This window comes from Desulfosporomusa polytropa (genome assembly GCF_055380075.1).
Map to the genome: position 1 here is coordinate 2,862,638 of NZ_AP042400.1, position 22,247 is coordinate 2,884,884.

Below are 22,247 nucleotides of genomic sequence, written 5' to 3' on the forward strand. Positions count from 1 at the left end.
ATGAAGGTTTTGATTGTAAATACCTTGTATTATCCGAATATCATTGGCGGCGCAGAACGTTCTGTGCAATTTTTGGCTGAGAATTTAGTCAAAGCCGGCCATGAAATCGTGGTTGTTTCCGCTATGCCGGAATCAGGCCGCCGTACAAACATGATTAACGGCGTTAAGACCTATTATGTGGGTATCAAAAATGTATACTGGCCGTTTGCCAAGCAAAAGCCGAAGTTTTTGAAACCGTTATGGCAGCTCATTGATGCGTATAATCCGTTCATGGCTCAGGAGCTTGACCGTATCCTTGAAATCGAACAGCCTGATTTAGTTCACACTAATAACATTTCCTGCTTTTCTGCTGCTGTCTGGTCAGTTGTTAAAAAACGAGGGTTGCCACTTGTCCATACTTTACGCGACTATTATGCCCTCTGTCCTGACTCTTCGATGTACCGCAAAGGGAAAAACTGTGACAAGCCTTGTTTTTCCTGCAATCTGTATTCTCTGGCCAAACACAAGGCTTCTCATTGTGTCGATACCGTTGTGGGCAATAGCCGGTTTATTCTTGAAAAACACCTGCAATTTTCGCTCTTCCCGCATGCGACGCCGGCAGTTATTTTTAATGCCTTTGAAAACACTAGACTGATAACACCTCAGTCTAACAGTGAAAAATTACGGATTGGCTTTATCGGGCGATTACGCGGGGTAAAAGGAATAGAAAGGTTATTAACTGCAGTAGCACACATTTCCCCAGACAAGATTGAGCTTGTGGTCGCTGGAAATGGTACTGACCGTTATGAAGTCAAGCTCAGACAACAGAGCAAGGACAATGTGAACTACATTGGTTTTGTCGCCCCTGAAGAATTATTCAAGCAAATTGATGTGCTTGTTGCTCCTTCTTTGTGGCATGAACCCCTTCCCCGAACGGTTTTCGAATCCTATGCGTACGGGATTCCAGTCATTGGCGCAAGCCGCGGCGGAATTCCCGAATTAATTGAAGAGGGTAAGACGGGGTTCCTGTTTGATCCGGACAATACTCAGGAACTTGTCACAATGCTCAATAAATTTCTTGATAATCCCAAGCTGGCTGCAACCATGCGCGAAGCATGTCTTATCAAAGCAAAGGAATTTTTGCCACAGAAGATTGTGGCTCAATATCTTGCGGTGTATGAAAATACGCTGGCGAAATCCTAACTGGTATCTGTGTTGAGAAGGTGATTCCATGTTTAAAGCTTTACGAAAACTAGGCAGTAAAGTATTGCGCTGTGGTTTTTTACGCTTGCTTTACTGGCTGATCATTATGCCGCTGCAATTCTTTCTCCCGAAAAAGAAGAAGTCCATTGTTCTAATTGGTAAATATGGCAGTTTTAGCGATAATGTCAAATATTTGTTTTTATATATTCATAGCCAAGGCAGGCAGGATATTGCTGTTTCCTATATCGTAAAAGATAAGGAACTCTGTCAAACACTAACTGCCAAAGGGTTACCGATCTTACTGCATCCTACGCCGCAAAGTATAGCTGCACTAATCCGTGCCGGAGCGGTTGTCGTTGCTGGCAATTTATCCAACTTTGATAATCTCTGCAGTTCACGAGCCTATAAAGTACAATTATGGCATGGCGCTACCATGAAAAAAACCGGCAGCCTGCGAAAAAAACAGTATGGGGACCATCCCTGGATTTATAAACTTAATAAGGCAGTAGGCTTTTCCGGAAAATGGGACTTGGCAACGGCACCTTCTGCTTTTTATAGCGAGAATGTTTTTGCCACACGGTTTATGCCCACAGATATTATTGAATCCGGCTTTCCTCGGAATGACTGCTTATTTCGCGAGGTGTCTCCCCTGGAACTTATCGGCAGTGACGATACCCTTATCCAGCGTATTCGGAGCAGAAAACAGCAAGGGTATCAGATCGTCCTCTATGCCCCAACGTTTAGGGATACAGGCGGGGATGCGCTGGCTGATGGCATTTTGCGGCTCAATGACCTTAATGCTTTCGGCGAACGCCATCATATTATTTTTATCTTTAAAATGCATTATAAAGCCAAAACTACCCAATCAATCGCGGAACTCAGTCATGTCTGGGAGTATGACCGGCACTGCGATACCTATCCGATGATGAGGTTAGCTGATTTACTGATCACGGACTACTCCTCGATCTATATGGATTATGTCCTGTTAGACAGGCCGCTCCTCTTTTTTCCTTACGACTATGAAAAATATGTGGCCAAAGACCGAGAAATAAGCTTTGATTATGACTGGATTACACCTGGCCCCAAATGTCGCACGCAGACAGAGCTGCTACAAACCATTCACGAATTTTTAGTCAACGGCAACGACCGTTTTAAAACCAGACGCCAGGAAGTTGCCGATATTGGGTTTACCTATAAGGATGGTTTTGCTTCCAAAAGGGTCTTTGAGTATCTGATGGAGAAATTGGAGGATACTATTTATCCACAAGTGTCCATCAAAACAGGGATTAAAGTAAACATAAAATAATACATAGAATGGTAAAAAGGGTTGCCAACGCAGGCAACCCTTTTTTACATTCTATTACTTAAGTTTCGCACCCCGAAAACCGAGGTCTTACGGGATGATCAGAATGGCTTAAATCCTTATTGCAGTTAGAGAAGCACGAGAACACTTTGAGGAGTTGGATCACATAAATTCTGAATTAGAGCGGTGGGAGCGGGATAAGGGGACTGTTTACGCGTGACTTAAAATCTCTTCCGCTCCGGGTCATGACCGTGACCGGCATCCATTTTGACAGACTGCTCTCTGGCTCCGATCCGGCTGTAGATAATGCCAGTATTCCTTTAATTGAGATTAACCCGTTTCCCAAAATCATCTGGAATAGGAACAGTTTGGATATCAAACAGTTTTGCAATTATCATATCTCCAACTAGTGGTCTATAGTGTGATGTTTCGTAATAATAATAATTATTACTTGTTATTGAATTTACTCCGCTAAAGTCGTAATAAGAAGATATATTAGCTAACCCTTGCTTAAATTCTTGAAATTCAGTCATATTCGTATCAAGATAAGTCGTTTTATGAATTGGATTAATAAAAAATATTAGGCAAATGTTATTTTGAGATGCTATATGTTTTAATTCTTGCAGTTCTTCTAAAGTTTCTTTTATTCTATTACCTCTATAACCCATAGGTTTATTAAATTTAGGGTCATTTATATGAACCTCTGGGTTATTCTCTATTTTCGTATCTATCTGCGGTTGTAACTGTCTTCCCGAATTCAAGATATCATAATAACTTGATTTTTTATTAAAAAGACTTGATTTAATTATCATGGGGTTAGGCATTTTCATTAGATAGCTCATATAAAATTTTGTAACGTTTTCTGGGTTTTCTGGATAAGGCATTTTCATTGGTTGTTGTAAATGTTTCTTAGGATCAACTCTAAACGAAAATTCATCTAACCCAATTAATATGGTTTTTATTTTTATTCCACTATTAATCATTAGCTTAATATCATCTAGAAATTCTTTTGGAAGCCCCTCTGAATATGTCATATTATAGAATCGTTCTTGATTCGGTATCTTATTTATATCAATATTACCTACCCTGGACGATCCAAAAATAAACGATTCGTATTTTGTAGGATTATTAAGCAAAAGTTTCATTTTAACAAAGTGTTGGTTTGGTTCAATTTTTTGATTATGGAAATCTTTTTTAAAAATTCCATACGGATCAACAATATAATTAATTGTTACAGCACTTGCAATAATGAGAAAAGTAATTGACAATATTAATATAAGATAGGTTTTATATTTCATTATAGTAACCCCTTTTAAAATTGAAAATATAGAAATTCTGATGTTTTATTTAGACTTAGAAGACTTATTGATAAAAAAGTAGTTATCAATATAGCCCATTTCATAGATGGTTTAAAATTATTGAATGTTTCATAACTATTTTTTAAATAAAGGCATAATATAATTAAACATGGAATATATAAGAACATTTTAGGAAACAGAATTCCTTGAATTTTAAACGATGGAAACTCATGTCCAATATTTGTTGAAAAATCTAGTCCATTTAGACCGGTCATTGAGTATAATAGCGACATTGCATCTGCAACTGTATTTGCTCGAAAGAAAACCCATCCAACTACTACACAAAGGAATGTTAAAGGCCATGCAAAATAATTTGGAAGTATAAGTTTTTGTTTTCTCCATAGGTGATTAATTACTAAATATACACCATGTAGGCCACCCCATATTACAAATAACCAGCCTGCGCCATGCCAGAGACCACCAACAAGCATTGTAATCATTAAGTTTATATATCGCTTAAATTTACCATGTCTGTTTCCCCCAAGAGGTATATATAAGTAATTTTTAAGGAAATTTGATAATGTTATGTGCCACCTACGCCAAAAATCAATTATAGATGTAGCTTTATATGGAGAGTTAAAATTAATAGGAAGTTTAAAGTTAAACATCAAACCTAATCCTATCGCCATCTCTGAATAACCAGAAAAGTCAAAGTATAATTGGAGAGTATATCCTAAAGCACCTGCCCATGCATCAAGAAAAGTGGCGTTATTGGCATTTTCAAATACAACTTTAGTCCATAAGGCTAGCTCGTCAGCAATTATTACCTTTTTAAATAAACCTATAGCAAATATTGAAATACCTAATGCCATATTTTCAGTTGAGAATTTGAAGTTTTCAAGCTTTGAAAACTGTGGAATCATATCTTTGTGATATAGTATTGGACCAGCAATTAAGTGTGGAAACACAGTTACAAAAAGGCTGTACGTTAGTAAACTGTATTTTTGAGTTTCTCCACGATAAGCATCTACTAAATAAGCAATTTGGGTAAAAGTGAAAAATGATATACCTAAAGGAAGGACTATTTCTGGTACAAGAAAATTAACTCCTGCTATGTCATTAAAAGTCTGTGTTAAGAAACCTGCATATTTAAAGTAACCTAATAATGATAAATTGACCAAAAAACCAGAAAAAAGCAAGTACTTTTTTCTGGTTTTTTCTATAAAAGAACCAATAGTATAATTAAATAATATTGATCCTAATAATAATGGCAAATACCGAATATCCCAATAGGAATAAAACACTAATGATGCAAGTACAAGTGACGTTGTCGCTAATTTGGTCAATTTAAAACTAATTAATATAAAATAAACTAGTAATGTAATCGGTAAAAAAACAAAAACAAATTCATATGAGTTAAACAACATAATATTCACTCCAAAAATTACAATATTTATTTTTTACAAGTCTATATAAAATTCAGATAAATTGGTAGAAGTCGACATTGCCGAAGCCAGGGCGTGGTTTCCCGGACTTTACCGACTGCGCCCTGGCTCCTCGATGCCGGTGTCGTTTTGACTAATATTTATAATGGTAATGGTGATTGAATTTCCACGATCAAATCATCGTTTACAAAAAAAAGAGCCACGCCTAATCTATTTAATGCTTTCTGTATCTTTTTTACTTGATCTAAATGATGCTTATTTTTGGGAATGGCAATCGCCGCTCTAATTTCACAACTCGAATCATTTAGAGAGAGTATTTGAGCAACTTTATATAGTGCTTGGCCAATGTGTTCTCTTACCTGACTACTAGTAAAAGCCTCCCCAAATCGATTACGGTTTTTTTTGAAAATTATTTTCGCCTCTCGAACTGGTTTCGCCCTTCGCTTCTATGTACAGTTTGATTTTTTGACCGTTGTTAATTTTGGATACTATGTATAGATACTCGACAGAGTTTTGGAACTCTTTGATATCAAGTGCGCCGGATTCAGTTATAGCGTTAATGACAGTCTGCAATAATTCCTCGAACAACGTCCACAATCGTTCAGCCACATTCTTCTCTATGAGTTCATCCTTGATCACCTCAAACAATTTGCTACGCTCAGTAGCAGGTCACGCCACGGCATTTTTTCATTGTTTTTCAGACGATAGATAGCATCTTTTTTCATGTCAGTGACCTGCCTGAATTCGCTCCGGTATAGAGCGTTCACACTTTTGAGTATCATCAGGGGAAGCATCAGCATTAGCGATATGACTTCAAATGCACTATAGCCTTCCTGTTTTTGAAAGCCCACTTGTCGACAAAGTGATTTCAACTTGAAGGTTTTCATCACATCGCATATAATAATGTTAACTGAATATCCATGAGTTTTAAGCACGTTTTGAATCTCGGTTACATCTTTCCGCATGATAACACCTCGGTTTGGTATGGTTTGGATTGGTACTCTTATTATACCAAAAACCCAGTGTTCATGCGGATTTTTACTGCCTTTTTATCTTTTCACAACCACAGATTTAACCTGTTTTATTGGGTGCGAAACTTAAGCTATTATATATTAATTCTTCAGGAATTGGTTCATCCCTAAGATATTTTTCCCGTGTCCATGTTATATCACGTTTTATGATTCGCGCCGGGATTCCTGCCGCAATACTATTAGCGGGAACTTGCGCGGTTACAATTGAACCCAAACCGATAATACAATTATCGTTAATTGCAACGCCCTTTAGGATTCTCGAATAAGCGCCAAGCCACACATGATTACCGATTAAAATACTTTGGTCAAAATTTATTCTTTTTCTAGTTGCTAGATCTATTATTGAGTGCCCATCACTATTTTGGATTAAAACATCGTAAGAAATCATACAATCATCGCCGATCTTGATAACTGAATCAGGCTGGCTGACTAATATTTCAGTGCCACCACCAGCTGTCGTACCATTTCCTATCTCTATTGTGCCATCATGATCACAAAATTGTAATAGTCCTTTTCTGAATGTACAATTCTCACCAATAATAAGTTTATTATTATTTCCTTTCATTACCACCTTGGTTCCACGCAATAATGTGCCTTTTCCTATCTTTATCACATTATTGCTTCCTGAAATAGTGATGTTCACTTTTTTTAAAGTCGCCATGTCGCTGATAATAGTATTGCCTGTTCCTCTGTTACTTACTTTACAGAGAAAATGAAAATAAAACCACCTTTTGAGGGTATCCCAACTAAACATGAGCACCATCTCTTTCATTTTTTATTTTTATAAAAAGTAGTAATATACCCCCACAACTTTCTGTTTTTTGAAATTATCGCTAAATACCGTAAATAATCAGAACTGCTCAGCGTGCTTTTTTTTATCTGCTGCAGATTGTAGGCAAATTCGTCATTAATTAACGAAAGCGCAGCTTCATGATGTCCGAGCTTAATCATCTTCCAAAGAAACTTGATTGTTTTGTATGTCAGATAATTATACAGCACTGGCATTATGCAAGTGATTTTTGCATCATCTTGTTCCAACTCTACCAAAATATAATCTGTTGCTCTTTTTATCGCTTTCATACCATCTAATAGTTTTTGCCAATCCCAGCTTGTATGAGTGGCCGATCCTTGCCTAAGCCGATATATTGTAAGGTTTTCCTGTACAGACCGTACATTCGCTGTCACCAATATTTTTACAATGAACTCGGAATCTTCGCCGATACTGCACTCTTCGGTAAACCAAATATTTTTTTCAGTTAGCACTGCTCTATCTACTATAAAACTACTAATATGCAGGAGAGCATAGTTTTGGATAAACTCTGGTAACAGCCAACCATTGTGATATGGAAACTTATATTGTCCACAATGCCCGTCGGCATGTAACCGTCGATAGCCGCAATAAACTACCTCGGCATTTCCTTTAGCTGTGATTAACTTAGCAAGAAACTCAGGTTTCCAAAGATCATCGCCGTCCAAAAAGGCAACATATTGACCATTAGCCATTGCCAAACCTTTATTTCTGGCTCGGGATACTCCTGCATTCTGCTGGTTAACCACGATGATTCTTTTGTCATTTTTGGCTATATCATTAGCAACTGCTAGTGTATTATCGCAGGAACCGTCATTTATTACAATTAGCTCCCAATTTTCATATGTCTGCTTTTGTACAGATTCAATGCTGCTGGCAATATATTCATCCACATTATAAACAGGCATGATAATAGAAACCGTATTATTAATAAAGTTCCCCACCTTATAAGCTAAGTTATTTTGTTAGCCTTTTATTATAGTTACCGTCTGCATAGCAGCTAACTATCCCTAGTCCCCAACCGGTCAAAAACATAAAAATCAACAAAAGTTCCGAACGCCGCAGGGTATGATCGACAAGTCCGTGCAGCATAAGTGTTAACACCCCGCAACCAATACCTAAGACTAGCAGGCGATGATTTTTATTCGAAATCTGCGAATAATTCAAGTAAAAGTACAAACCCACCAGACAAATAAAGCCGATAAACGCAATGGCAGTTAAAATGCCTGCTTCGGTTGCATAGGCTAGGAATACATTATGAGCATGTGGCAGTAATTCTTTAGCATCAGGCAAGACAAACTGCGGGTAAACCTTACCAAAATTCGCAAAGCCGATCCCTGTTAGTGGGTTTGCTTTAATTATTTCAAGGCTGCTATAAAGACCATATATTCTTTCGGCATTACTCTGCATTTGCAAATCAAAAATACTTCGCAGCCGTTCCAAAACAATATCATATCTGGCAACTATCGCCAAAGCAGACGCTGTACAGGCCATCAACAAAACTTTATAGTTTTTTTCTACCATTAGCATTACGATAACGGCAACTATTTCTGCCAGCCAAGCCCCCCTTGACAGGGTAACGATAAGTCCCCCAAACAACAGTAGTAAAATACCACTTAATGCTACCTTACTATATAAGTTCTGCTTACTTAAAATAGCGGCGATCACGATAGGAATCATAACTTCCATATGCATAGCGAAAAGATTGGGATGTCTAAAGAATGCTAACGGTCGCTCAATATGTAAAAATTCATATTGGTACATGCCTTTTACCGCAGCAGCGGCGCTCCAAATTAGTAACAGGCACAAAACAGCTTTTATATAACGTCGATATTGTGGGATTTGCGCAGCTTTATATGTTACGAAACACAAAGCACTGCCGCCAATAAGATAACCATATGCTTTTAAAGCTTGTTCAGTATGATAATAAATAACAGATGGCAGCGCGAATAACAAAAAACTAAACAAGACCCAAAATATATGGTTGCTGCGAATTTTAAAATTATGCATTTAAAATTCCTTTCCCCTATTTTTCATTAAAAAGCTGCTCCAACCTGTCCACCGTAACATTCAGATCATAGTTATCCCTAATCGTCGTAGCAGCTGCCTCCATTAGACTCTTATCTATGTTCATTACTCCATTTTCAAGCTGCTTACTCCACTGATCCACAGCTTCAACCGGCACTAAATAGCCATTCTGCCCTGAGGAAATTAAGTCGTTATTGCCGCCAATATCGGAGGCAATACATAGCAGACCGCAAGCCATGGCCTCTAAGAGGGAATTAGGCAGACCCTCACGCCGCGATGGAAAAACAAAGACGTCAGCTGCCTGGAGATATTCGGCAACATTATCAACATCACCCAAAGTAACTACTGACTGCTCAAGGCCATGTTCCTTAATAGTGGTTTGAATATATGCTTCCAGACTGTCTTGCTGACCGTGCCCGCTACCTAGCATAACTAGCTGCCCTGCTTTTTTCGCCTGTGAGGTTTTGCACCAGGCAGTCAGTAAAGTGTCGATGCCTTTACGCCGAGTAAGCTTGCCGGTGTAAACAAAAACGCGCTTATCTACCGGTAATCCCAATTTAATTCGCAGCTGATTCCTATTTCCCAATTCTATCGGATGATAGCGCGCAGTATCAACTCCATTTGGGATGTCATAGATGCTGGGAAGGGGAAAGCCATTATTTTCAAGTTCAGTTCTGATTTCACTGCTGATAGCAATCATGCCGTCAGCTTTTTGCAGCAGTTTCAGTTTTTGTTGGCGAAAAGGCAATGCCTTTTGCAACAATTCCTTAATCTTAGATTGGGGCTTTTTAAAGACATGCCCCATTGTTGTTACTTTGATAAATACCTTTTTTTGAAACTGCTTAGTAAACCGTACAGCCACAGAAGCCAGTCTGCCCACACCGTGCACATGAATGACATCAAAATCATTCCGATATTTGAATAACTGCCAAAAGAGTTCCACTGAGGCTAATCCTCGTTTATTTAGGCGAACAATGTTCAGTTCTCCTAATGCTTCCTGAGCAGGTGCCTTGCCGCTCCCTTTGGCAATAATAAACACGCGATGCCCTCGCGCCATAAGTGCAGCAGCAACTTTTTGCGCCTGAAGTTCCGGTCCGCCGAAAGGAAGTTCAAAATTATTAAGAACCATACATATTCGCGCCATTACTTCACCCTCTACTTGCACTTATTTTCATGGCGATACCATGCTACAAAATTAGCTATGCCCTGTTCGATTGAGGTTTGTGGTTTATAGCCTAATAATCTAGCGGCTTTGCTAACATCGGCGTAGGTTTGCGGTACATCACCCGGTTGACTTGGCAGCCGCTTAATTATCGCCTGCTTGTCCAAGGTTTTCTCTAGTATCTGGATTAGGTCCTTTAAAACCACGGTGGCTGAGTTTCCTAAGTTTATTACCTCATATTGAGTATCACGGTATACTAAGGCTCCCAGAATACCGGCCATAATATCATCGATATAGGTATAATCCCGACGAGTTGTGCCATCACCAAAAAGAGGTATCGGCTGACCATTATCAATGAGTCTGGTGAATTTATTGATGGCCAAATCCGGGCGTTGACGTGGTCCGTATACTGTAAAGAATCGCAAACATATTATCTGGATATCATACAGGTGGCTATAAACATGGGCCAGTAATTCCCCGGCAGCCTTGGTGGCCGCATAAGGGCTTATCGGTTTGGCAATATTGTCATCTTCGGCAAAGGGTATCTTGCTGTTGATACCATAGACCGAGCTGGAGGAAGCGAACACACACTTCTTAATACTATATTTGCGGCAGCACTCGAAGATATTTTGGGTACCTGCCACGTTGACTTGCTGATAGAGTACCGGTTCTTCTAATGACGGGCGTACGCCAGCCCGTGCCGCAAGATGAATAACAGCAGTATAGGGTGCTGCAGAAAATACGTTGTCCAGGAAGCTACTATCCCGGATATCTCCCTCAGCGAGTTGGTAATGAGGCGAGGACAGGTGTTGACTGATATTCTGTCGCTTTAATTCCGGATTATAGAAATCATTGAAATCGTCAATAACTGTTACCTTATGGCCTGCGGCTAATAGTCTATCGACCAGATGACTGCCAATAAAACCGGCACCGCCGGTAACTAATAGGTGCTGCATATGTTTACGTTACCTCCCGAACCCGATGTAAGTCAGTCCGGCCTGCCGAGCCTCCTCCGGTTTATACAGGTTGCGCCCGTCAATTAGGACTTTCTCGTTACACATTTTTTCAGCCATATTGGTCAAGGCAAGGTGTCTGAACTCATCCCATTCGGTGACGAGAATTACAGCATCACAGCCTTCTACGGCAGCGAGAGCATTAGGAAAGTACTCAATTTCCAGTTCGGGATAGCGGCTCCGGCAATTATCCATGGCAATGGGATCATAGGCCTTTACGCGTGCCCCCATTTCTAACAAATCGCGGACAATGTCAAGTGCCGGGGCGTCCCGCAGGTCGTCAGTATCAGGTTTAAACGCAAGTCCTAATAGACCAATTGTCCTGCCACGCACTACTTTTAAGGTTTCCTGCAATTTTTCGATAATCCGCTGCCGTTGCCGTTTATTTAATTTGACGGTTGCCGAAATAATCGGCAGTTCGTACATATATTCTTTGCCTGTGCTAATAAGGGCTGCCGTATCTTTGGCAAAACAACTGCCGCCCCAGCCCACTCCGGCCTGTAAAAAACGACTGCCAATCCGTTTATCTTGGCCAATACCACGAGCTACTTCAGTAACGTTTGCCCCGACTTTTTCGCAGAGGCCGCCAATTTCATTAATAAAACTTATTTTGGTAGCTAAAAATGCATTGGCCGCGTATTTGATCATCTCAGCACTGGTGGTATCTGTTGTAATAATCCCCGGTAAAGAAAACCCTTCAGGGCGAGGACATTCCTGGGGAACTGTAAATGTTTGTTCAAGGATGGGGGCGTACATTGTCCTAAGCACATTGATTGCATCCATACTGTCTGAGCCGATGACAATTCTGTCTGGATATAAGGTATCATGGACAGCTACCCCTTCCCGTAAAAATTCCGGGTTGGAAGCGACAGCATACTTAGCCGTCTTGTCTGCCCGACTAAGAGCCATATCAATAATGAGTCTTACCCGTTTAGCTGTGCCGATGGGAACAGTAGATTTATTCACTATTACTTGCAACTTGCTGGCGCTTAGGTATTTAGCAACTTCTACCGCCGCCGCCTCCAGATAAGACAGATCGGCTGTACCTGTTGCTGTAGAAGGTGTACCGACCGCTAAGATGATAACATCAGCATTATTGCAATTGCTGTATGAGGCTGTAAATTCAAGATGATCACTTGCTAGTTTTAGCAAATCTTCAATGCCAGGCTCATAGATGGGTGATTTACCATGCAGCAACATGTTGATTTTGTTAGTATCAACATCAATGCAAGTTACTTTGTGACCAATAGTAGCAAGACATACGCCGGTTGTCAAACCTACGTACCCGGTTCCCACTACACAAATGTTTAAGCTATATGGATTCATACATTCACTACTTTCTTTAGTTTTTTATTCTTAATTCATTGTCACCCGCAAACAATACGGTATCGACCTTAGTTTTGACACTTAGCAGGTGAGCTGGATCAGGCTGGCGCCAACTTCCTTCTGCTAAATAATGATAACGAAGATAATACAAAAACTTGTCGATTAGGCTGTGGTCAGGCTCCGCCTTTACGCTAGCAAAAGCGGCGGCTAAGTTAGCCGGGTCGGGAACATTTACGGTTAGTCCGGGAACATTATAAAAAGCATTACCTAAGGTTATAACCGGTTTGTGCTTTACAAGTGCCTCTATACCAACAGAAGAATTGACTGTTATGATACCTACGGAAGAAGCAATCAGTTGTGGCGTAGGGAAATGTCGAAAAAATATAACTCTGCTCCCTTGGTACTTTTGCTGCAACTCGTCATAATTTATGCGGCCAAAGTCTGAGGGATGTTCTTTGATTACTAATTCAAGATTATCATTGGTCTCGTTGTTATATCGCTTAACTGCAGGAACAATACAGTCAAGTAATTCCGACATTGTCTTTACGTTAGGTGAATTTAGTAGTACCTGGGTATCATCATGGACTTGAAAGGGGACAAAGAGGTATTGGGCAGGCAGCTGAACAGTTTCCATTTGCTCCTGTTTTTGATTATTTTTTGGCTTTTGATACCATTTAGTCTTCAACGCGCGAATAACAGGTTTTGTTTCATATAGCTGTCGCAGTTTTTCGGTATCAAGTATAATTTTATCATAAAATGACCGTGGTTTGCCAACAAGACTATTGGCGTAATTTACACCACAGGGATCGACTGTCGTAGTGTCAGGTAAGTAGCCATTTTCAAAAAACAGGGTTTTCTTACCAAGTTTTTTAGCTACTTTGGTTGCAGCCGCCAATGGAATCAAGGTTCCGTTCCACACGCATACCAGGGCAATGTTGTGTTCCTTAATATACTTATAAAAAAACTGTAAGGCCCCATACGCCTGGGCCTCCAGCACTTGTCTACTATGAAGATAGCGCCTTACTAGTCCAAAATTTCGATATCGCCCTTTTATCAATAGAAATGAGATCATTTCTTCGATGTCTTGTTCTGTAATACCAAGCTCTACCGGTAAGGTTTCCAGCGATGGCGGGTTTAGTATATCCAACATGGTTGAGGCCGAATAGTTGACATGAAAAATCTGGTACTGTTCCTTAAGATAATTTTCTACTGTTTGAAAGTATCGTCGTTGATGTCCATTCAAAGAAATGAACAGTATCCGCTTCCGCAGGTCAGCCATGGTTCTCACCTCTGTCGTCGATTGCACTAAGTTTCTTAATGATAGTACTTGACGACCGGCCAGGTACTTCTGGCAATAAAACTACTTTTCCGCCATAGGCTGTTACTGTTTTGCTTTCCGGTAATGTATCAATTGTATAGTCGCCGCCTTTGGCATAAATATCAGGTTTGATAGCAGCTATTAAGGCTTCGGCAGTAACCTCATCAAAGATCACCACATAGTCGACTACTGCCAGCGCAGCCAGTACTTCAGCCCGGTCTTCCTGACTGTTGATAGGGCGGGTGGGTCCTTTGAGGTTGCGCACTGATGCATCACTGTTCAAACCGATTATTAAGCAGTCCCCTAAGGCGCGGGCACTTGCCAAATAACGGACATGGCCAACGTGGAGCAGATCAAAACAGCCATTGGTAAAAACAAGTGTTTTACCGGCTGTTTTTTCGTTGTTAGCAATTGTACTAATAGTAGTGCGGTCGATGAGTTTCATTACATATATTCTCCAATAGCGGCTTTTAGTTCGGCGGGTGTGGTTGTGGCAGTACCATGTTTACGAACAACGACTCCGGCAGCATAGTTGGCTAGAGATGCAGCGCTGATATAGTCTGCGCCGGCAGCAAGCGCCAGCATCATTGTGACTACAACGGTATCGCCTGCTCCGGTAACATCGTATACTTCACTGATATTGGTTACCGGAATATGCGTACTTGTCCCATTTTTAGCAAAAAAAGTCATTCCTTCCGGGCCTTGTGTTATTAGAATACCATCGGCCTGTAGACGCGTTAGCAGGGTTTGAGCTGCTTGCGGAAGCTGGTCATTTGTTAACGCCGTTACGCCTACTGCAGCTGCTGCTTCGGACTCGTTTTGTTTGACAAGTTTGATGCCTTTATAAGCCATTATATTATAACGCGAATCCACCATCGACACAATGCCCGCTCGGTTGCAGGCCGTAATAGCCTGTTCCCTGACAGCGGGCGATATGGTCATACTGCCGTAATCGCTTATAACTACGGCATCCATGATGGGAATATTTTTTTCTATATATGCAAGCATTTGTTGTTCAATTTCAGGGCTAAGTGGCGCTTTGCTTTCACGGTCTATGCGTACCACCTGCTGTCGTACTGTTGCTTGTCCGCCTGCCATTATGCGTGTTTTCGTGATTGTGGAGCGGGTAGGGTCAGCGAGCAACCCTACGGTGTTGACTTTTTTGTCAGTTACTATTCTGATGAGTTCCTGTCCCGCATTGTCTGCACCAATTATGCCGACAGCATAGACTTGGCCGCCTAGGGTTGCGGCATTATGAACCGCGTTGGCCGCACCGCCAGGAACAACGGTTTCTCCCAAGTGGTCAAGAATAAGGACAGGCGCTTCCCGGGATATACGGGAGATTTTTCCTTCCAGGTAGACATCGGCGACCATGTCACCAATGACCATGATTTTTTTGTTTTGGAGTTTATCGATAAGGTGAGTTAGATTCTGAGACATGAGTACGACTCCTTTCGCAGGGAGAGATTACCAGCGAGTGGTAGTGATACCAAATTTTATTTCATCCTTTTTGGATTTGTAAGTTAGCGTGCCTTGCCAGCAGTGGAGGTTGCGATACCAGGTATAGTCTAAATCTTCCACACGTTTTTGGTCTAGGTCATAGTTTCGGGTTACGCCGATCGAGTTCATTTTGTCAATTTTATAGACAAAACCGGTAGCTAGTTCACGGTTTAGATCATCGCTGTCATAGGAAAACAAGGTCGTATTGCTTTGGTTGTAATGATAGGCTACCCAACTATTTAACCGTTCAGACCACTTTTTGTCAATAGTGATATCATATTTGAAGATGTTTTGTGCTGAGTCGTTATAGCTTTCACGGATATGTTCAAAACCGGTACCCAAGTACAGGTTCATCGTGCTATTCAGTTTAATAGGGTCACGACTAAAGTACACCTCATACTCCTGATGCCAGCTTGTTTTATACTTATCTGTCCATTTGCCATAAATACCTGTAAAGGTATAGCTTACAGGCAGATTCCCTAAGCGGTGGGGATAGTAGGAAAATTTAAATTCTGGTTCTTTTTTTATCCAGTTGTCGTCATCATCAAGAAAATGGCCCTGGTCAACACGGAGAGCAAAATTGGTCTCACGTTGAATAAGCCCATAGCTTGATTTAAATCCTGGCTTGCTATAGTAATCAATATTGGCATAAGCAGAAAGCTTATTATTAAGCGGATACTCAAGGTGCTGTTTTATATAGGCCCCATTATCACTGTCATACCCTATACGCGGAAAGATTTTATCACCTTCACCATCTTTAATTGACTGCTGGTATTTCGGCAACGCAAAAATCACGGTATTACCAATCCAGAATTTCGCGTTATAGGCTATCATCTTATCGTCAGGCCAGATTTCGATTTTGTCAGCACTTACATGATAATCAGGAATTTTGGCAGGACAATTCGTCGTTGTCCCATTAGTGATGAGATATTTGTCAGGAAACATGCTAATGCTTTCACCAGAGACATATTTATGCTCAACCTTGCCTTTAACCTGTTCCATACTGCCGGTTTTGAGCTTATAGTTGTATAAGGTATGGTTACCGGTAAGCGTGGTCGCCTTGTCAGGTGTAATACCAGGCACAAAAAAAGCAGCATTTTCGTTAATCCATATCTCACTCAATTTCGTATTCCCATTAATGTGTTCTGCTTCCATCCGCCGACCTTGGTTTGTGATTACCACTTTGCCATTAGCAAGAATGTCACCTGTTTCATCACTAAAAGAGAGATTATCGGCTTCAATTACAATCGGTGCCTGAACTGCTGTTGACTGCTTGGCTTTTACTTCTTCTTTGGCCTGGCTGGGGTTGGTTGCGCCAAAAACAATGGCTAAGGCCAATATTCCAAGAATCATTTTATTATTAAGCATAGCGCTTCCTGTTCTCCTGTCATTTAATATCGCAAAGTAAGTATACTATTAACAGTTATTCTATATCTAGCGCACTATTCCTTCATTCGTGGGTTAGTAATATGTAGAAAAGCCGCATAAATGCGGCTTCCTAAAAATTTTTACCGTTTTATTTAACTTTAATTCCATATACTTCAACAGCTTCTTTAGTCTGTATGTAGAGTTGACTGCCAATAGGTATGTCAGCATCTTTACCATTAACAAAAGCTCCGCCAAGTATACCAACTGGTCCGAGGATAATCATCCCGGCCACACTGGCACCTGCAGCTGTAACCAAAGACTTGGTTTCCTTTTTAGCCTTGTCTCCTAGTAATGTCGCAACTGTACTACCATCAGTTGCTTGCACATTATCAAAGCTTATTTCCAGCTTGGCATCCCGGCCAAAACTCTTAGAACGTTCAACTTTTGTAATCGTACCGATCCCGCTGGCTCCTTGGGGAAATACCAGTACGCCATCGATGATTAGGTCTTCCGCAATGCCCAAAGCTACGGTATCACCGACTTTGCTTTGTTTGCTATTTAGTGTCGAAAGGGTTTTTATTTTTACCAGCGTATCTTTGGGAACTGTCATAGCGGCAATTTCAAACTGACCGTCTGTATAAGCAAGTTTAAGGAGTTTAGTGATACGCGAATTCACCGATCCCGTTATCGGGCTGCCATTCATTATGGTCTCGAGATTCTCTAGCCGCGCTTTTATTGGAGTATTACTTACATGGTGCGTAAAGGTCCATTCGACAGCGTTAAGTTTAGTAAGAATTGACGGTGCTTGTTCGGTTGTTTCGAGGACATGGGTATATAGTGTATCCACCCGTGGCATTAGGGCTTCCTTCGCTTCACTGCCATAGACATCTACTTCTACTTTGGTTATCCTATCGGTCAACGACCCTGTTTGTGTTGCGCCATAAATGGCTTTCTCGACAACAGCCAATTTTTCAATAACGGTAAGTTCACTATCCGCTTGCGCCGCAACAGGCAAGGCGAATGCTGAAATCATTAGTATCAGGGTGGTAATCACCGCCGTTATTTTTTTGTTAAACATGTAAATTCCTCCTTGATGAATTATATAATTGGAATAATTCGTCATGACAAAGAAATTATCCTGCCGTAGAAGCACGATATTATGATAGCAGAATTCTGTTAGCCGCCTTTTGCACACTGCAGAAGCATTGCCCTTGTTGTCTCTCTGTGACTAAAAAGAAGCGTCCCCGTGAATCATTTGAAGAGCTGATTATCTTACATAACCGCCATAATCCACAAAAAAACGACCACTAATAAGATTAGCGGTCGTTTTAATACATCACAGTTAGAAGCTGTAAATAAGTTCAGCGAACATGTTTCTCTTATCGGTTTTTCCGTCATGGCTTTCCATGTCATTGTATTGAAGGCGCATAATACCATTTTTGAATAATGCATATTCAAAACCGTAGTCCAAACCTTTAATGTCGTCCATTTCTTTAAAGCCGCCATTCCAAGTAGCCATATCAGAGAAATCATTAAAGTTCTGATTGTCAAAGCCAGCATCAGCTTTTCTGTAGCTAACATACAGACCATAGGAGTTAGGAGTACCGGTTGCACCTTTATATTTAATTCTGGTTGCCCAAGCTTTAGCTGCGTCTTTGTCATTTCTGGCATTAGCCCAGTCAGAATCATTTTCACCATACTCGCCGGTAATAGTGAAGTCTTTCAAGCCAGTATATTTCAAACCAGCAGCGGTGCTCTTATAAAACTCATCATCATCATCGGCAAGGTAAGAAGCAGTAATGTTGAGTTTTTTATTAACTTTGAAGTCAATATTACCGGCAACAAAGTTAAGGTTTTCGTTAGAATCAGTTTTCCCACTACCATTGTAATCTTTTTCAAGCTTGAAAGCAGCTCCGGTAACTCTAATATCTTTACCAGCGCTTAACGAAATACCATCATTATATTGGGTGTTGAAAATGAGTATTTTTTGACCAAGCAGAATAGGCTGACGACCAAAGCTATAGTCAATACCGCCTACTTTACCAAAAATATATGCTTGGTCAAGTTTTGCCTCAGAGCTAGTCGAACTGCCCCATTCAGGTTCACTGTGGTAACGGCCTTTAAAGGTTACGTTATCAGCAATCGGAGCAGTCATGGTGATACGGACACGAGTTTTCATGTCGGTTTTATCGCCATCTTTGGAGTCTTTAGCATACTCATAACGCTCACGGATTTCACCAGTGAATTTTACTTTTGAAGCATTTTTCTCCAGGTTATCAACACGAACGCCGAGGTTGCTCAGTTCTGTGCCGAATTCAGCTTTCAGAGCTTCAATTTCTTTTTGGGATGCTGCATCAGCTTTGTCGCTGTTAGCCATTGCTTTAGCTACGATAGTAGCAACTTCATAACGGGTAAGGGTTTTGTTACCTTGGTAGGTGCCGTCGCCATAGCCAGAGATTACGCCAGATTGTGCAAGTTTGTTGATGGAATCATACGCCCAGTGTTTTGCAGGTACGTCGATGAAGGGATTAGCAGGTGCTGCCAGCGCGGTGCCAGCAACGCTCATTGCAAATACTGCTGCAAGAGCCATAGCGGTTTGTCTTTTCATTGTGTTTTTGCCTCCTTAGATTTTGGAAATTTTATTTTTGAGCTACTAAGGAGAAACTGTTATGAGTGTCCATGTTTCCTCATACTTTTCTCTCTGTAGTTTGCTCATAGGATATATATTCTACATTATGTATTATATTCCTGCTAAAAAAAATAATATTTTTGTTGAAAAATAAATAGGAACCGCTAACAGAAGTTAACGGTTCCTATTTTGTGTTAATTAGAATGTATAAACTAATTGGGCAAATAGACTCTGTTTATCTTTATTTTGACCAACTGCTGAATCTTTAAGCTCCAGATCATTATATTGAACTGTCAGTATACCATTTTTAAACACAGTATACTCAACCCCAAATTCAGCACCCTTAGCATTGTCAAGAATGCCATAAGTTGTATCATCATATCTACCAGAATCAAGAGTAGTCAATTCGCCAGGATCAAAACCTTGCTCAGCATCTCTATAACCTACCCATAGACCTAATGAACCAACTTTATCACTTTGGGCACCACGATATTTAAGCTGCGCCATCCAGGCTTTGGCTGCATCGCCATTATTATTGTTATTAGCAATATCTGAATCATTCTCGCCATACTCACCGGTTATAGCGAAGTTTTTAATTCCTTTATACTTTAAGCCGAATGAAGTAGTTTTATAAACATTATCATCTTTATCAGCAAGGTAGGATGCACTTAAATTGAGATTTTTATTTAAATCCGCAGAAATATTACCAGCAACAAAATTCAAATTATAGTCATCACCTGCATAGGTCGAATCTTTCTTTTTAAAAGCGCCTGCTGCAACTACTACCTTGTTACCGCCGCTTAACACTAAGCCATCACAATTACCGGAAATATCGGCAATCATGCCTTGACCCAACCAGATAGGCTGGCGACCAAAGCTATAGCCTACGTCACCAATTTTGCCATCAATGTAAGCTTGAGTCATTTTAGCTTCACTGCCTGAACTGCTGCCCCATTCTGATTGTGATTCATAACGGCCATGGAAAGTAACGTTTTCATCAATTGGAGCTGTCATGTTTAAACGAAGACGAGTACGTTCTTTAGTACCATCAAATGTGTCATTATCTTCTCTATCCTGGTAATCATAACGCGAGCGAATTTCGCCAGTGAATTTTACTTTAGAAGCATTTTTCTCAAGGTTGTCAACGCGAACGCCGAGGTTGCTCAGTTCTGTGCCAAATTCAGCTTTCAGGGCTTCAATTTCTTTTTGGGATGCAGCATCAGCTTTGTCGCTGTTAGCCATTGCTTTCGCTACGATAGTAGCAACTTCATAACGGGTAAGGGTTTTGTCACCTTTGTAGCTACCGTCGCCATAGCCGGAGATTACGCCAGCTTGAGCAAGTTTGTTGATGGAGTCATACGCCCAGTGTTTTGCCGGTACGTCGACGAAAGGATTTGCAGGAGCTGCCAGAGCGGTTCCTGCTACGCTCATAGCAAATACTGCTGCTAGAGCCATAGCTGTTTGTTTTTTCATTGTGTTTTCCCCCTAGGTTTTTTAAATTTGTTTGGAGCAACTACCTAAGAAGAGACTATCTGAGTGGCCATGTTTCCTCAAATTTTCTTCTTGGCTTGTGCTCTTATCTAAGCGCCTGCTTTTCACAGGCGTAAAGACCGAATATGAGCGCATTATATCTTGGGATTCTTTCCTTGATCTGACTTTTTAGTGATATTCTACGTTATGGAATATAATCCTGCTTTTATGCGCTGACAATTTTACTAAAAAGGAACTTTTTTTCTACATCAAAAAAACTTTATATTGCATTTTATCATCCATACATATACAAAATGCTTTTATTTGAAGTTAATGTACATATTCGAAATATAAACATACAGGTTTTGACGGCAAAGTTCATGCTATTGTTTTTTTATTAAACTTACGAATGTGCAGAGATTATAATCCTGCGAAATACCGTTCAGCCAGGATTACGGCAACATAATCATCTACCGGCCTTGGTGGAACTTGCATGGTTGTGGGAAGCAGGCGTTTCCAGCCTGTTGGCGGATGTTCTGTCCAGTAACGCTTGCGGGCTTCATCGGTAGAGTGGTGTTCGTTGACAGGAATGATATTTATTTGTTGTCCGTCCACCATGATGCCTGTAAGGGCAGTTTGAGCAGTGTGGGAGGTCGTGCGATCGCCGATGACGGCAGTGGTTAGCTTATGGTTTGCAGCCAGAGTAGTAACAATGTTGACCAATTCGCCAGTGGCAATAATAGCTTTGTAAATAACCCCCTGCGCTTTATGTACTATGGCAATACCACACTTTTCCCGGCCTGGGTCAATAGCTACCACTATGTCTTCTGCCACTTCATCCACCTCTTCTTATCTATATGCATACACTTAGTAAAGGTTTCCTTTATTTATGATACCACATCTATGTATAGAATAGGAAACAATCCTTAAATTAAGCTTGGGTTTGGGCGAGGGGGTTTTACTTTTGGCATTGCCCCAAAAGTAACAAAAAGTCTAGGCCCTAAGCCTCCAAAAGCTGAAAAGCCGGGCGATATTCCTAAAATCCGTAAACTCGCTACGCTCAGACAGTACGGATTTTTTTACGGAATACCGCCCGGCTTTTCTCCTGCGGATCGCTTTTTCCGGCAAGGCCGCGGGGTTACGGGGGGTGCCGGGATACCGCCTTGGGGACACAATTTCTGAAATTACAAAGCCTTGCCCCCTTGCAATTACGCTACCGTTAACCCTTTGAGTACTTTGTGTACTTTGCGGTTACAATCCTTAAAATAGGTTTGGTTTTGGGCTATGAGAAGTAGGTTTGTTGAACCACAAAGGTCACAAAGAGCGCAAAGAAGTACGAAAGTTACGGGGATTTACTTTTGGCATT

At 40.7% G+C, this 22,247-nt stretch carries 20 protein-coding genes; 2 read left to right on the top strand and 18 right to left on the bottom strand.

The window, feature by feature from the left end; all coding sequences use genetic code 11:
- Complete coding sequence (locus tag ACZ449_RS15315; protein WP_464256930.1) at window positions 1-1,182, top strand: glycosyltransferase family 4 protein; 1,182 nt, start codon at window positions 1-3, stop codon at window positions 1,180-1,182.
- Between the two features lie 28 nt (window positions 1,183-1,210).
- The gene (locus tag ACZ449_RS15320; RefSeq protein WP_464256931.1) at window positions 1,211-2,488 is read left to right on the top strand and encodes a CDP-glycerol glycerophosphotransferase family protein; all 1,278 of its coding nucleotides are present in this window, start codon (window positions 1,211-1,213) and stop codon (window positions 2,486-2,488) included.
- Between the two features lie 317 nt (window positions 2,489-2,805).
- Here ACZ449_RS15320 and ACZ449_RS15325 read toward each other — a convergent pair whose 3' ends face one another.
- The 18 genes from ACZ449_RS15325 to ACZ449_RS15410 all read right to left on the bottom strand — a co-directional run bounded on the left by ACZ449_RS15325 (window position 2,806) and on the right by ACZ449_RS15410 (window position 21,715).
- On the bottom strand, window positions 2,806-3,783 hold the full coding sequence (locus tag ACZ449_RS15325) for a hypothetical protein (protein ID WP_464256932.1): 978 nt from the start codon (window positions 3,781-3,783) through the stop codon (window positions 2,806-2,808).
- A 14-nt stretch (window positions 3,784-3,797) separates the two neighbouring features.
- Window positions 3,798-5,210, bottom strand: coding sequence for an MBOAT family O-acyltransferase (locus tag ACZ449_RS15330; RefSeq protein ID WP_464256933.1), 1,413 nt, complete (start codon window positions 5,208-5,210; stop codon window positions 3,798-3,800).
- 408 nt (window positions 5,211-5,618) lie between these two features.
- On the bottom strand, window positions 5,619-5,876 hold the full coding sequence (locus ACZ449_RS15335; protein ID WP_464256934.1) for a hypothetical protein: 258 nt from the start codon (window positions 5,874-5,876) through the stop codon (window positions 5,619-5,621).
- Window positions 5,864-6,193, bottom strand: coding sequence for a hypothetical protein (locus tag ACZ449_RS15340; protein ID WP_464256936.1), 330 nt, complete (start codon window positions 6,191-6,193; stop codon window positions 5,864-5,866). Before ACZ449_RS15340 ends, ACZ449_RS15335 begins: the two co-directional genes overlap by 13 nt.
- A gap of 106 nt (window positions 6,194-6,299) precedes the next feature.
- Window positions 6,300-7,013 (bottom strand): acyltransferase, encoded by a 714-nt coding sequence (locus tag ACZ449_RS15345; protein ID WP_464256937.1) that lies wholly within the window; start codon window positions 7,011-7,013, stop codon window positions 6,300-6,302.
- A gap of 14 nt (window positions 7,014-7,027) precedes the next feature.
- Window positions 7,028-7,975, bottom strand: a complete 948-nt coding sequence (locus ACZ449_RS15350) for a glycosyltransferase family 2 protein (protein WP_464256938.1) — start codon at window positions 7,973-7,975, stop codon at window positions 7,028-7,030.
- A gap of 49 nt (window positions 7,976-8,024) precedes the next feature.
- Window positions 8,025-9,077, bottom strand: coding sequence for an O-antigen ligase family protein (locus tag ACZ449_RS15355; protein WP_464256940.1), 1,053 nt, complete (start codon window positions 9,075-9,077; stop codon window positions 8,025-8,027).
- Between the two features lie 16 nt (window positions 9,078-9,093).
- Window positions 9,094-10,239: a glycosyltransferase family 4 protein gene (locus ACZ449_RS15360; RefSeq protein WP_464256941.1), complete on the bottom strand. Its 1,146-nt coding sequence runs from the start codon at window positions 10,237-10,239 to the stop codon at window positions 9,094-9,096.
- Between the two features lie 11 nt (window positions 10,240-10,250).
- Window positions 10,251-11,213: a GDP-mannose 4,6-dehydratase gene (locus tag ACZ449_RS15365; protein WP_464256942.1), complete on the bottom strand. Its 963-nt coding sequence runs from the start codon at window positions 11,211-11,213 to the stop codon at window positions 10,251-10,253.
- Between the two features lie 9 nt (window positions 11,214-11,222).
- Window positions 11,223-12,596, bottom strand: a complete 1,374-nt coding sequence (locus tag ACZ449_RS15370; RefSeq protein ID WP_464256943.1) for a UDP-glucose dehydrogenase family protein — start codon at window positions 12,594-12,596, stop codon at window positions 11,223-11,225.
- 16 nt (window positions 12,597-12,612) lie between these two features.
- Window positions 12,613-13,875, bottom strand: a complete 1,263-nt coding sequence (locus ACZ449_RS15375; RefSeq protein ID WP_464256944.1) for a capsular polysaccharide export protein, LipB/KpsS family — start codon at window positions 13,873-13,875, stop codon at window positions 12,613-12,615.
- Complete coding sequence (gene rfaE2 / locus ACZ449_RS15380) at window positions 13,868-14,359, bottom strand: D-glycero-beta-D-manno-heptose 1-phosphate adenylyltransferase (RefSeq protein ID WP_464256945.1); 492 nt, start codon at window positions 14,357-14,359, stop codon at window positions 13,868-13,870. The genes ACZ449_RS15375 and rfaE2 overlap by 8 nt, the downstream gene beginning before the upstream one ends.
- Window positions 14,359-15,354, bottom strand: a complete 996-nt coding sequence (locus ACZ449_RS15385; RefSeq protein ID WP_464256946.1) for a bifunctional heptose 7-phosphate kinase/heptose 1-phosphate adenyltransferase — start codon at window positions 15,352-15,354, stop codon at window positions 14,359-14,361. The genes rfaE2 and ACZ449_RS15385 overlap by 1 nt, the downstream gene beginning before the upstream one ends.
- A 27-nt stretch (window positions 15,355-15,381) precedes the next feature.
- The gene (locus ACZ449_RS15390) at window positions 15,382-16,782 is read right to left on the bottom strand and encodes an LPS-assembly protein LptD (RefSeq protein ID WP_464256947.1); all 1,401 of its coding nucleotides are present in this window, start codon (window positions 16,780-16,782) and stop codon (window positions 15,382-15,384) included.
- Window positions 16,783-16,930: 148 nt separating this feature from the next.
- Window positions 16,931-17,860 (bottom strand): hypothetical protein, encoded by a 930-nt coding sequence (locus ACZ449_RS15395; protein WP_464256948.1) that lies wholly within the window; start codon window positions 17,858-17,860, stop codon window positions 16,931-16,933.
- A 264-nt stretch (window positions 17,861-18,124) separates the two neighbouring features.
- On the bottom strand, window positions 18,125-19,390 hold the full coding sequence (locus tag ACZ449_RS15400; protein WP_464256949.1) for an S-layer homology domain-containing protein: 1,266 nt from the start codon (window positions 19,388-19,390) through the stop codon (window positions 18,125-18,127).
- Window positions 19,391-19,609: 219 nt separating this feature from the next.
- A complete protein-coding gene (locus tag ACZ449_RS15405) occupies window positions 19,610-20,884 on the bottom strand; it encodes an S-layer homology domain-containing protein (protein WP_464256950.1) in 1,275 nt (424 codons plus the stop codon).
- A gap of 417 nt (window positions 20,885-21,301) precedes the next feature.
- Window positions 21,302-21,715: a RuvC family protein gene (locus tag ACZ449_RS15410; RefSeq protein ID WP_464256951.1), complete on the bottom strand. Its 414-nt coding sequence runs from the start codon at window positions 21,713-21,715 to the stop codon at window positions 21,302-21,304.
- Window positions 21,716-22,247 lie beyond the last annotated feature (532 nt).